Annotated in this window: 13 protein-coding genes; 5 read left to right on the top strand and 8 right to left on the bottom strand. The window is 42.4% G+C overall.

Annotated features, from left to right (window positions below; all coding sequences use genetic code 11):
• Positions 1-368 precede the first annotated feature (368 nt).
• The 4 genes from ASG16_RS29735 to ASG16_RS29710 all read right to left on the bottom strand — a co-directional run bounded on the left by ASG16_RS29735 (position 369) and on the right by ASG16_RS29710 (position 4,857).
• Positions 369-1,148, bottom strand: coding sequence for an AAA family ATPase (locus ASG16_RS29735; RefSeq protein ID WP_056488221.1), 780 nt, complete (start codon positions 1,146-1,148; stop codon positions 369-371).
• A 920-nt stretch (positions 1,149-2,068) separates the two neighbouring features.
• Complete coding sequence (locus ASG16_RS29725) at positions 2,069-2,152, bottom strand: YjcZ family sporulation protein (protein WP_012685423.1); 84 nt, start codon at positions 2,150-2,152, stop codon at positions 2,069-2,071.
• A 580-nt stretch (positions 2,153-2,732) separates the two neighbouring features.
• Complete coding sequence (locus ASG16_RS29720; RefSeq protein WP_056488214.1) at positions 2,733-3,089, bottom strand: VOC family protein; 357 nt, start codon at positions 3,087-3,089, stop codon at positions 2,733-2,735.
• A 946-nt stretch (positions 3,090-4,035) separates the two neighbouring features.
• On the bottom strand, positions 4,036-4,857 hold the full coding sequence (locus tag ASG16_RS29710; protein ID WP_056488209.1) for a DUF6492 family protein: 822 nt from the start codon (positions 4,855-4,857) through the stop codon (positions 4,036-4,038).
• A gap of 236 nt (positions 4,858-5,093) precedes the next feature.
• On the opposite strand from ASG16_RS29710, the gene ASG16_RS30770 reads away from it, so the two are divergent.
• Positions 5,094-5,264: a hypothetical protein gene (locus ASG16_RS30770; protein ID WP_157966792.1), complete on the top strand. Its 171-nt coding sequence runs from the start codon at positions 5,094-5,096 to the stop codon at positions 5,262-5,264.
• A gap of 475 nt (positions 5,265-5,739) precedes the next feature.
• Here ASG16_RS30770 and ASG16_RS29705 read toward each other — a convergent pair whose 3' ends face one another.
• The 3 genes from ASG16_RS29705 to ASG16_RS29695 form a co-directional block, all read right to left on the bottom strand.
• Complete coding sequence (locus ASG16_RS29705; RefSeq protein ID WP_056488206.1) at positions 5,740-6,081, bottom strand: hypothetical protein; 342 nt, start codon at positions 6,079-6,081, stop codon at positions 5,740-5,742.
• Positions 6,082-6,380: 299 nt separating this feature from the next.
• Entirely contained in the window at positions 6,381-6,590 is a 210-nt protein-coding gene (locus ASG16_RS29700; protein ID WP_082517178.1) for a DUF1259 domain-containing protein, read from the bottom strand.
• A gap of 372 nt (positions 6,591-6,962) precedes the next feature.
• Positions 6,963-7,781: a putative protein N(5)-glutamine methyltransferase gene (locus ASG16_RS29695; protein ID WP_056488202.1), complete on the bottom strand. Its 819-nt coding sequence runs from the start codon at positions 7,779-7,781 to the stop codon at positions 6,963-6,965.
• 239 nt (positions 7,782-8,020) lie between these two features.
• Between ASG16_RS29695 and ASG16_RS29690 the strand changes: the two genes are divergently transcribed.
• From ASG16_RS29690 to ASG16_RS29680, 3 genes are all read left to right on the top strand, one after another.
• Positions 8,021-8,401: a PH domain-containing protein gene (locus ASG16_RS29690; RefSeq protein WP_048033352.1), complete on the top strand. Its 381-nt coding sequence runs from the start codon at positions 8,021-8,023 to the stop codon at positions 8,399-8,401.
• A gap of 616 nt (positions 8,402-9,017) precedes the next feature.
• Positions 9,018-9,398 (top strand): MerR family transcriptional regulator, encoded by a 381-nt coding sequence (locus ASG16_RS29685; RefSeq protein WP_241970855.1) that lies wholly within the window; start codon positions 9,018-9,020, stop codon positions 9,396-9,398.
• Positions 9,299-10,147 carry an SDR family NAD(P)-dependent oxidoreductase gene (locus ASG16_RS29680; RefSeq protein ID WP_241970867.1) on the top strand — a complete coding sequence of 283 codons (849 nt, stop codon included), beginning with the start codon at positions 9,299-9,301 and terminating at the stop codon, positions 10,145-10,147. Before ASG16_RS29685 ends, ASG16_RS29680 begins: the two co-directional genes overlap by 100 nt.
• 427 nt (positions 10,148-10,574) lie before the next feature.
• Here ASG16_RS29680 and ASG16_RS29675 read toward each other — a convergent pair whose 3' ends face one another.
• Positions 10,575-11,213, bottom strand: a complete 639-nt coding sequence (locus tag ASG16_RS29675) for a flavin reductase family protein (protein WP_056488199.1) — start codon at positions 11,211-11,213, stop codon at positions 10,575-10,577.
• A gap of 272 nt (positions 11,214-11,485) precedes the next feature.
• Here ASG16_RS29675 and ASG16_RS29670 point away from each other — a divergent pair, with 272 nt between their 5' ends.
• The gene (locus ASG16_RS29670; protein WP_056488197.1) at positions 11,486-12,433 is read left to right on the top strand and encodes an iron-hydroxamate ABC transporter substrate-binding protein; all 948 of its coding nucleotides are present in this window, start codon (positions 11,486-11,488) and stop codon (positions 12,431-12,433) included.
• Positions 12,434-12,718: the final 285 nt, after the last annotated feature.

The following is a 12,718-nucleotide window of genomic DNA, read 5'->3' as shown; positions in this document are numbered from 1 at the left end:
GGATAGGACAAAAAAAGCAGGACATACAAGCTCAATTGTGTTAAAAAGCAGAACCTATAAAAGAATGGTAAAGAAAAATGAACCTAGCCATACTGAAACACTTGTTAGGCAATACCTCCAGATACTTGAGGACTTTCGGGCAAAAAGAAAATTGGTTCCCAAACAAATTAATAAGTAAATCAGGATAACCAAATAGCCTAAGGGACTAGTACTTGGAGACCGGCTACCATCAAGTGCACCACCAGTCATTATGACAAATAGTAGAACATAGACTCCTGCGATCCCAAGGAGGATGTTCAAGGCGACAGCAGATAACTTCATCCACAAAGGTATCCACCTCGAAAAAGTTGTTATTAGTTGGACGCGCTTCATCTTGTTAATGAAGTCTCGTCATCTGCCAGTAATTCATGGAGCATCCGCTCCTTGTTATTTAGAAACTCTTTATAGTAAAAATAATGATCAGTTTCTTCTAGTGATTTCATCTGAATACCACTACCAGTTAACTCGTATATCACACTATCCGGATAGGCCATGAGAATGGGAGAGTGAGTTGATATAACAAATTGTGAGTTTGTTTTGATTAGAGAGTGGATTCTAGAGAGCATAGCCATTTGACGGAAAGGTGATAATGCAGCTTCTGGTTCGTCCAATATATACAGTCCATTGCCACTAAATCGATGAAGAAATGTGGCAAAGAAAGCTTCTCCATGAGAGAGACGGTGCAGAGACTTGCCGCCATATGAGTCAATAATCGGTCTACCATAGGAAGGAGCTCGGTCCATCTCGTCGATATTTGTAGCCAGATTGTAATAGGTCTCGGCTCTGAAAAAGAATCCATCTTTTGGTTTTCTAAAACCTCGAATGAGCCGTATAAATTGGTGTAGCTCAGAATGAGTATCTTGAGTAGAAAAAGAAAAATTAATAGTTCCACCTTCTGGATTAAATCCTAATGCAACGGCAATTGCTTCAAGGAAGGTAGACTTACCCATACCATTTTCACCGATGATATACGTCACTTTAGGATGGATATCTAGATTTTCAAAATCAGTAAGAAAGGGGAGATTAAATGGGTAGGTCAAAAAAGAGGGAACATCCTCCCTTTTCAAATGTATGCTACGTAAGAATGTGTCTTTTGAACTCGTTGTCAAATTTCTATGCTCCTCTCTTCACTATTTTTATTTCATTCATTATACGCGAGCACTTCGAGGGATGAAAGTTCGTGTACTTCCATAAAAGAAAGCTTATTTATCAAAATGTGTAGGGAAGAAAGAGGGACCTTATAACCAATACCCTATCCAGTAAATTGCTCCGCTGATTACGACTAATGCGATGAAAAACATTATTCTAGCTCTAACCTTTTTGGGACTTGGAGAAAAGATAATTTTCGCACCAACCCACAAGAAAAGAAGCAACGCTAATAAAACTTTAGATAGTAGCAACAATGTAAATCACCTCCAATTTATGGTTAATTATACCGTGTATTAGCTTGGAGGAATGCTGGTTATAACCAATTTAACACGAAAGTTATTGAGGGAAACGAGGTAAGAAAGGATTGAAAAAAAGAAAGGGAATATGTATAAGCCCCGTTTGTTTGGGGCCTTGAACCTAGCAATTGCAAGGGAAAGGAAAGAGGTTTATTACGAAATTTATTGGAATGGTGATGATGGTGAACGTTTCATTGCTACCAGTGTAGACCCGAACGCGAAAACCATTTGGTCCGACACTGAGAAGACAGCCGGTAAATGTATCGAATATTGTTTTTACTACAACAATTCTGTTGATTAATCGGACTGCTTTTCTACGATTCTTTCTTTGTATTTCCAAGGACACTTTTCTCGATGAAGTTGTAACACCTTTTTGTGCCGCCAATTCTGACACCTCCTTTACTATATGGTATAGAGAATGCAAATGGGGGAAGCTTGGCAACTGATACGAGCCTATGGTAAACGCAAATGTACGAATTGATGCACAAATTCATTTTAGAAAGGCTTATCCAAATTAACGACAAAGTTTAAAGGGCGATTATGTAAAAAGGGCAGCTTATAAAGCCGCCCATAAACATTGAAAATTACTCGCAACTGCAAGCAACAATTACTAAAAGGACGAAGAGAACCAAAATTAAAGAAAAGTCATCAAAAAAGCCAGCGCTCATTAATGTCACCCCTTAATAGTGATTGAGGATAACCCCCAAATTAAGGTATGTCATATAACGAACTATGTAAGGGCGTTTGTACAAGAAAAATAAAATGGGTGTAAGAAATGTAAATTTTATGGTGATTAACACAAAGTGTACCTAGTCAATTACGAAGAAATCATCAAAAATCTCTCCGTGGTATCTTCACTTTGGTCGTTTACCTTTCATTTACCGCAATAGTGATGGAAAAAAGCCCTTTAATAAAAGGGCCAGTAAATACGATAAGTATCTGTGTCGAAAACAACATCAACCTGAATGGCAGATGAGTAAGGAATGAGTTCGAAATCAAAAAGCTTACAAAAGATATGAGGGAAATTGCTTATTTGTTCACTCTGCTTTATTGCAATAGCGAACATACCCTTCAATTCATGGAGTCTGTGTTTCTTTCCATGAAGGATAATCTCATCAGTAAAATGACCTGTTACTTCAATCAACATCTAATCATGACCGAGTGCTAATCAGTCGTTATAGCAACAAATGATAACTACCATTTTACAACAATATGAAGTTAACAAAACGGTAATTGTATTCGTAGGCTTCAATTGTACTTTAGATGACCAAGAATGTTGATAAGCTTGCCAAATGGGTCGCGGACGTAGAAACGTCGAACACCCCATGGCTCATCTGCTAGCCCATATTCAATTGGAAACCCTGCATTCTTCATCCGTTCGAGCGCTGTATCGACGTCATCAACTTCAATTGATAGATCGGGGGTATGAGTGTGGGAACCTCCCTGAGCAAAACTAATTTGAACGCTCATTTCTTCGGTAGTCCCGTAAGTTGCGATCCAACCATGATCCATCAATAAATTTAGGCCGAGTACGTCCTGATAAAAGCATTTAGCTGCGGCGATATCCTGGCTCTCAATATTGGCAACGATTCGTTTGACGTTCATTTCGTACCCTCCCGAATTATTGGAGTTTTTGATAATCTATTGATGATTTTATATGAAATATACGTGATTAACAAAACACACGATTTGTTACATGTGCAACGGTATTACTGGATAAGAATTTTGAGCCAAATCAATTGCGATAGCCAGTCTAATCTGTTTCACTTTGCTCAGCCCGTGTTTGTACTGAGCAACTGAAACTAATTTAATCCTTGTATAATTATTGCCTTACTTTTCCGCCGCTTGGGAAGGATCTCTTCCTGGGGCAGTTGTGATACGATTTCGGCGAATGCGTCAAATAGCCCCCACCTTTATCAAGATGAGGGCCGTCTGGACTGCTGCCAGTTGATGAACTATCGTGGCAACTTGCGATTGTTCCTCTTCAACGGATTTACTGTTCGTGTTGTGCAATAGAGGTGCAACTTGAAATTCTGTCCAAAATAGGTCTTGCATGCCTTTACTGCTTCTGGTCGTGAGGGTTAGGGTCACGACAGGGGAGTTGGGATCGTTGACGAGCCTTTCGAAAGGTACGACGTCGAGAAACACGCCTCCGGTGGGATACTCCTCGCCGGTCTCCAAGTTCACCATCATGTAGCGATAGTTAAACATCTCTTTGATTAAGGTTCACATTAAATATGACCGCAATGTGTCGTTATTTCAAGCTGCTTGGAAAGAGCATTGAAGATATGTGTAGGGTCTTAACAAAAGAGAATTAGAGAATAGGTGGACCCCTCGAATTTGAGGGGCATGTACACGTCACATTTGAGACAGTAGTCAAAGACCTTTAACGATTGCGCTAAAAAATGAAGTGCTCCCTAAAATCAAATGATCTTCTTTGCGTTTTACGCCGGAAATTAGCAAGGAGCCCCATCTCTCTTCGCATACACCACATTCAGCCAAGGTCTGGAGACTATCTCTTACATCACAAGCAGTTGGACTCGACAGCTCTTCATTTTCTCACGTTCTTCTTCCGGATATACCAGCCGCGTTTATGAAAGGAGATGGACCTGTAATTCTGGGCTAGTCTGATGATTCGTTTACGAGTAAGTGATGCCGGTTTTGAAGATAAGCTTTTGTTAAGGGAACTTCTTACAACCAGATGACCGGGGTAGTGAGCTTTCACGAAGTTACCGTAAGTTTCGAACTCGGAGAAGCCGGCATAACTCTGCTTGTTGGTTTTCTTAATAATCGCCCTGTACCACCTAGTCTTATGCCTGGCCTCAATTTTAGACTTCAGCCGGGAGAGCTTCGATTTGTCGAACAGCATATAGTGGGCAACGAAAGAACGCGAAGCGGTTGCCCTGGTTCCCATTAATTTCCTATAGGTGCGGAAATACTCGGGACGACTCCAGCTACGGCAGTAAAAAACGGTTTTCCCGTTGACGAGAAAAACATGAGGGCGAATGAGAATGGTGTCTGCGTCAATCACAAGATAATACCTTTGCTTGGTCAAGTTTCCTCCCGCCAATTTTAACAATTGTTGGAGTAGCCAGCCCGAGCGATTGGTGCGTTTGGTTTGGTAGTGAATGTCTTTTTTTGTAATGGGTAGGACGCGTCTTTCATTGATGAAGGTGCAGTTTTTACGCCGGCAAAGGGCTTGGATTCGTTTGCTTGGTGGCGATACAACCATGATCTTACCGACCGGATGCTTCACTTGCTTCCGTATACTGTCAATGACATAGGGAAGAGTGCCAAGGTCTTTCTCAATAGCTGGGATCAGGACATCAATTTTAATAGAGCTGTTGAAGGTGCTTTTCGCTGAACGTGTCAACTTCTCAACTCCTTTTCGCTTAGCAGCTTTAAGCATATGTGTCTGAACAGGTTAGACAGAGTGTCCGACTTTCCAGATAGAATATGATTTTCTTCCTTAAGGTGAATATGACAGATATGGAAATCCTGAGAAATGGATGTTTGTCTGAAACTCTCCTCGCTTGACTCGTCGAAATCCGGCGAAAGCGTCAAATGAATGCATTCACATTTTAACAGTCTGTGTAGGGAGGAAAGCTCATGGCACGAGTTGAGGCAACGAGTTGGCGGTATGAGCTGCCATCGATTAAAGGACAGGGCTGGGGGAGTTTCATGATAACGGCAACAATGCATTTCGTTGGGGGTACCTTGGGGGAACGTGACTTGCGAAAATTTATAGCTGATGCAGGATTAAGCCAAGGTTACATGTGAAGCAAACTGGCACCGAGTGAAGGCGTGGTATATCAAGGTGACGAGACTGTCCAAAAATAAAAGCAGAACTAATTCGGAGTCGTAGGGAAGGCCTACTGTCGGAGGAAGAAGCCGGAGAAGAATGGGGACTGGTTGCGTTACAAAATTGTCGTCGAAAGTCACTCACGTGTAGTGATACTGATCCGTATGGAGCTCGCGTTCTCTTCTCCGAATGTTCTGCCGGAGCATATCAGGATCACATGCAAGCGTGCCTGAAAAAGAGCGATTTAACTTAACAGTACCTGCGAGAAGTGGAAAGACGTAAGAAACGTCAACACACCTCTTAACCAACGTAAGAGGTGTGTCTATTATCAAACTTTGTTAAAATGTAAATTTGTTTGTCGAGTAGGGACCGTCGGGAAATATATTCTTTAGAGAGTCTTCTATAAAACCCAAGAGGACGCATTTTAACTATAGAGAAATTACCTAAAGCTACTCAAGGAGCGAAACCGTAAAATAGTAAAATAAAAACAAACATCAAAACGTATCCGGCCATTGTTGCAAAGGGGATATACAAGATACTCAATACGGCGATGAGAATCTGAGAAAGACCTTTACGATTGAAAAAGCGGATAAGGCTAATTAATCCGATAACAATCAGGGGCACAATGTAAAAATAAGAGAATATGGTAACCCAATTGAATAAAATTTGAAAAGCTTCTGGAGCGACAGGGCCTTTTTCCATTGAGTGAGTACCCATTATGTAAAATCTTCCGCTAAAAAAGACTAATGAAATGATGATGAAATAGTAAAAGAGAATGGCTTTCCATTTAACCATATAAAACACCTCAAACAAAAGAATGTATCTACATTAAAGATGAATATAGGAAAAATAAAAAGTACCATCTTTATTTAGTACCTAAGAGTCAGGGTAACAAAATATTTCTGGAGTAGACAAAAAAACACGCTCTCAGTAGGGTGCTCAAATGTGTATTCGTCAAACCATAATGAACGTCCGTTGATGATCCGCCACAAGAACAGAGAAATTGATAGAGTGACATTCATCCTTAAGGCGTCTGGTGGAGGAAAACCTTAGTGGCGAAAATACGTGAAAAATACCCCATAAAGGGGTAAAGTTTATTGCTTCAAGACTGAAATGGCGTGACGAGCTTTATAGGCAAATTGGATCGGCTCGTCGATTGATTCAAAGTGTATAAACATGATACCAGGGTTGTTAAAAAGCCAGTGATTGTGAAGGGCAGTAACCAGTATATCGTAATGGCGAAGAACAGAAATGAATGGGTTAATTTCTTCTGGGAGAATTACTGTTTCACCCAAGCAAAGCACCTTCCCATTTTGTGGTCAAAGGAAGTTGCCTGACGTAGGATCGGTATTTTCACTAATTATTCGAAAATGGGTTGCATGATTACTTGCGCTCTGGATAGCTGTAACGAGTGTGGGAGTGATGTAGTCGAGGTGACAAGCGGTGCCGTATTCAGAAGGAGAAGAAATAGCGGTAATGGAGGATTAATAATAATGGTTGGAGGCTGTTAGTAGTGTTTGGGTTGCGCCAATGACCGGAATCTGAACTGTTACTATTTTCGTTGGCCTTACGTAGAATGATCTCCATAATAGGTTAGTTGATTTTATGATTCTGTACCAAACTACTATTTCTTTTAACAAGCAGTACCAGAACAGGTAGCGGTACATGAACGGAAATCATGGTCCGAATACAAACGATGCTGTCAATGGCTTGGTTCCGATTACGACAGTAGCATCGAACTCGTCAGACCTTGTCACCCGTGCAATCAGCCCGCAACGAGTGAAGATATCGACTGTCTGAGGTGTCTGACGCTCGCTTGTCTCAACTAGTAAGTGTCCACCAGGCGCCAGCCAGAGTGGAGCAGCAGCCACTATTCGTCTCTGAACGTCAAGCCCATCTGTTCCCCCGTCGAGTGCTATTTTCGCCTCATGTATGCGAGCTTCAGGTGGAAGAAATTCGATGGCTTTGGTAGGAACGTAGGGAGCATTCGCAACGATGACGTTAACACGCCCCCTCAGTATGATAGGAAGAGGCTCAAATAAATCTCCTTCGTATACGCGCCCCCCTGTGGGAGTAACATTCCGGCGAGTGCATTGCACCGAGTCTGGATCAATGTCAGTAGCATACAATTCGATATGTTCCAAGTAAGCAAGAACCGCACCCACCGCCCCTGAACCGCAACATAGGTCAAGCACTACCGACTTTGGACGGATGAGGGCGGCAGCCTGTCTAACGAGAAATGCTGTACGTTGTCTGGGAACGAAAACTCCCTTATCCACAATAATCCGCAGTCCACAGAACTCAGCCCATCCGATAATGTGTTCGAGAGGCATGCCAGTTGTTCGCAGTTCTACCATGTCCGAAAGTTCAGTTGTTGTCCCTGCAGAAGCGATGAGTAACCTGGCCTCATCTTCAGCGAAAACACACCCAGCTTCCCGAAGTTTAGTGACGATAATAGACAAAAAATGATCGTCATGATCCCCATAGTCATTCAAAGAATAAATTCCCTCACTTCAGAATTGATGTAATTTATGTATTAGATTTTATTTTATCTAAGGAGCCAACACAACACATGATTTGAAAAATAGGAGAGCTTGTGTGGATGAGACAATTTCTGCATCCTGAATTTCAAGGTAATCACTGCTACCTTGAGGCAATAGTAACCACTTCAGTAGGAATTTTGAACTGTTTGGAGAATACGATGTATCAATCATTGGAATAGGGGGACGTTCATATGGGCTTATTAGACGGTCTAATGGGTAACGCTTCGGAAGTTAACATTGCAGATGTTCAAAGAGAGTATGCTCAAATCTTAGCGAAAAATGAGAACATCGAAAAGGCGTACAAATTAATTCGTGATATGTTTATCTTCACCAACAAGCGGTTAATACTGGTTGACAAGCAAGGCATTACTGGTAGAAAAATAGAGTACCACTCCATACCTTATAAAAGTATTAACCATTTTAGCATTGAAACAGCCGGAAATTTTGACTTGGATGCGGAATTGAAAATTTGGGTTTCTGGAAGTGCAGTACCGATCCAAAAACAATTTAACAAAAATTTGAATATTTATCACATACAGAGTGTGTTGGCCGAGTACATTTTGAATGAGTAGCAGACAGTGGTCGGAATTCAACCAGAGACTGGTTGTTCAGTTTCGTTTGCATACAAATTGAGTTATAGTAGGGAACTGCATAATATGAAATCTAGTGTAGATTCTCTTGGGGATCAGGCGTACAACTTAATCTGTGCAGATGAGTCTGCGCTATTTTTTTGGCAAGAGAAGGATTACATACCTGTATATACTTGTAGTAAATATCGATCTGATAACCTACTATATACATGACTACTTTTTTATTCACGTATTACTTCTTGTGAACCCCAATTTGCTTAAAGCAATTGGGGACTTTTTTGTATCGAGGTGACGACATGTTTATTTCTCCGATGCGGTTCTAACAGGTAGATAAGTCGTTATTCGACAGCCGTTACATTTTACATAAATATTATGCTGTACAAAAATAGCCTGAGTGAGGAGCTATTTTTGTACAGTTTTTTAAATAAGGCTATGCCCAGCCATTCAAGTTCCTAATGGTATGGTTGTCTTAACGTATCGAACTTTAGTGCCATTGAATTCCCCATAAGAAAAAGAGCTAGGAAGACCTAGACTTGGAGCTTACTCTAAGGAGTATGGTTATGACGGAAGGGAAAGATGAGCAAGCTAGGAGGCATTCATGTACGAAGAACGGACGTATTCGATTTCCGAAGTTGCAGAGCAGACAGGACTTTCTACGGATACTCTTCGATATTACGAGAAAATAGGATTGCTTGCTTCGCCGAAGAGAGGTGGCGGACAAAAACGAATGTACGACGAGGAAGATATAGGCCGTATCCGTTTCTTGAACCATCTAAAAAAACAGACATGCCACTCAAGAACATCAAAGAGTATGTACAGCACTACTCACAGAATGACTATGCGCACTGTTATGCGTTGTTGGACTCGCACCGGGAGGCGATCGAGGGTATTTGCGAAGGCAGGCGCCCAAGTGGTCGTGCCGCCCGTTCGCGGAACAAAGCCAAAGTCGCAATGGAGGCCGTTCCTGAAGCGGAATTAGGCGAGCTTGATCTTGCCGATCCGGATTCGATCGATGCCTTCGCCCACCGATTCGAGGAGTCGTGCCGTCCCCTTCACATTCTCGTGAACTGCGCAGGGATCATGGCTATACCTGAACAGCATGATCGCAGGGGGTATGAACTGCAGTTCGCCACCAATCACTTGGGTCACTTTCAATTGACAGCACGGCTTTGGCCAGCTCTGAAACGAGCAAACGGCGCTCGGGTCGTTTCCGTTTCCTCAGGTGGTCATAGATTAGGTAACATCAATTTCAAGGATCCAAACTATCTGCACCGCCCTTACAACAAATGGGAGGCGTATGGGCAATCCAAGACGGCTAACGCCCTATTCGCCCTAGAACTGGATACACGCGGCAAACCACACCATGTACGAGCGTTCTCCGTACACCCCGGTACCATCGTCACCGAGCTCTCCCGTCATTTGTCCAATGAAGAATTGAGTGCTTCTGGGGTAATCGACGTACAGGGACGGCGGACGTTTAGTGAATTGACGGTGGGACGCAAAACCGTACCGGAAGGAGCCGCGACGATCGTCTGGTGTGCTGTAAGCAACCAACTCGAAGGCAAGGGTGGCGTTTATTGCCAAAATATCGATATTGCTTCTTTGGTTCCGATTGAAGTAGGGAAACCAGGAGTACCCGGCGTATGCCCATGGGCTGCAGATGAGCAGATTGCCAAGCGGCTCTGGTCATTGAGTGAAGAACTCACTGGAGTTAGTTTTACCATTTGAACGATCCGACATCGAGATATTGAAAGAAGGCACAGTTCTCCGGTAGTTTCCGATGGTGCTTGAATGGTTACACTCGCTGCTTCTCAAGCCTGCACCGATATTTGGCGACTTTACTTTTTTAACTTAGTCAGAGTCTTCAAAAACTTGAGGCACCTTCCTGTTAGATAGGAGGTGCCTCGCCGTGTTATTTGGTCAATTCCATCATTTCTATTTAGCCGAAATGCATTCCGATAGATCCTGATCATAGCCTTCAAAAGTCCAATCTTTGGGCTATTCTTTTATAACATCTTTTCCAAAATCATAATAATTTTGAAACAAGGGTATAAATAGAGAGAATGTTCGTTTTTCAACATACATATCTATTGATGCTTGAAAAATAGGGAAGAAGGTGATCCTTGCTATTTGAATGCTAGCACTCCACTGATATTTAATTTGATTTGCTAACAAAACCTGAAGAGGGACCAAAAACTGGGGCTAATCTTGACGGGTGTACCTTGTGGCTAAGGCCAAAAAATTCACAGAAGTTCATAATCAGTGGGCTCCACTTCTCGGGATCGATGTAGTTCTTCTCGCCAGTCATTAGGATTTGTTCATCAACATGAACGCGTATTATCTTTACTTCAATAGCTTTTAAAGAGCTGGGCAGTTCAAAATGATGGACTTGTTCTACCGCAGCCTCTAATTGCACTGGGCACTCAGCAACGCGTGGAGGCCGAATCAGGTCCGAATCTTGAGGGGTTAGCCTAGCCGTTCCGAATTTATCCGGTTCAAATCGATATCCCATATTAGCCTTGCGCTCAGGGACAGGATTTCGCCCAGTTAGTAAAGCGAGACGATCCACCGCATGAGCAAGATCAGGCGAAGGAAGATTCAAAACACATTCGCGCTCGCGCAACAAATTGGTAACGGTTTGAGATGAGCTACTCATTCCAAGCATGCAAGATTGATTAAGCCACCATGCAGAAGACATAGGGGCAAGGTTGACAGAATTGTCCTCATTTAATGTGCTGATGAGTACAACTGGCGTCCCAAAGTATAGAATTTTTGGTTCAACTACCTTGTGCATAATCGTGCTCCCTCCACTATGAAAAGAAATGTTTTCCATCGTCTCAAATAAGAGACCTATTTCAAATTATAATGACTATTCTTTTCGTTATTTTGCTGTTTCATTTCAATTGAAAGGGAGTAATCAATGGCTCGTTTCGTATAAACATAAAAAATATAAAAACATTGACATATACACTAAAGTATGTGATTATCTTCTCTGTCACTTATAATGATAATCATTATCAAATAATACTTCACACCAAACATCACGTGACAAGGAGAAATGAACGGATGAAAAAAGGAACACGAATCGTACTGGCCTGCTTAGTTGCAGTGGTCACTGTCGTATCGGCGGGTTGCGGAAGCAGCCAAACGGCTTCGGAAGCACCTAAGAAGTCTGAGACACGCGTAGTCAAGCACTTGATGGGGGAAGTGACAATCCCTGCGGAACCAAAACGGATTGCAGACGTATCGGGGGCAGCGGAGGAGCTATTAATTTTGGGACACAAGCCGGTTGCTACGACCAATACATACAAGACAAAAATCATGTCCCACGTAGCGGATAAGCTGACAGATGTAAAAACGGTTGGCTGGATGTGGGATGACTCTATCAACCTGGAAGCGGTGGTAGAAACAAAGCCAGACCTGATTATTATGAATAACCGCCAGCAAAAGATGTACGAGCAACTATCCAAAATTGCGCCGACAGTCGTTCTAGAGACAGACATGGACAAATGGCGTGATAAGTTTAAAGAAATCGGCCGCCTGCTAGGACAAGAAGAGGACGTGAACAAATGGCTGGCTGGTTATGACGAGAAGACGAAAGGGATGCGCGAGCAACTCAAGCAAGCGTACGGCGACCAGACCTTTATGTTCCTGGCTGTAACGCCAAAATTGTTCCGCGTCTATGGAAACTATGGGTATGCAGATATCTTGTTCACAGATCTCGGCCTGAAGCCTGCAGAAGGAACACCTACGAATAAAACAATGGAAATGATCGAGCTGGAAGGACTAACAAATTTTCAGCCAGATCATATGTTCCTCGTCAATTTCGGTGGAAAAGCAGATGATGTTTACGCAGAACTGAAAAAGAGTCCAGTATGGAAAAGCAACAAGGCAGTTCAACATGGCCATCTCTACGAAGTAACCAATGAAACATTCAACATCAAAGCCTTTGGCCCAATTGGAAAGGAAATGCTCTTAGAAGAGATTGGTAGCATGTTGCTGAAGAAACAATAACCATGCGATTAACACAAATGATAGGGACTATTCGAAAGTTGTTTCCCTTATAAGCGAAACCCCTTGTGCCTGTTGGTGCGAGGGGATTTTTCTCTTTCGTAGGGCATCAGACAAATGTGATCACAAATCCCGTGAGATCTTCAGCGACGGCAACGATTGTAACACTTTGATATAACGTGTATTCATGAACGTCATCAAGGTAAGATGCAAGCTTCGTTCTGCGTACTCTTGAGGAAAAGGAAAAAGTGGTCATTCGACTTTTCACAGGGAGAATAAGACGAAGAA

This window comes from Brevibacillus sp. Leaf182 (genome assembly GCF_001423865.2).
Lineage (GTDB): Bacteria > Bacillota > Bacilli > Brevibacillales > Brevibacillaceae > Brevibacillus > Brevibacillus brevis_C.
The sequence above is the reverse complement of the archived record's forward strand: the minus strand, read 5'-3'. Positions and strand labels throughout refer to the sequence as shown.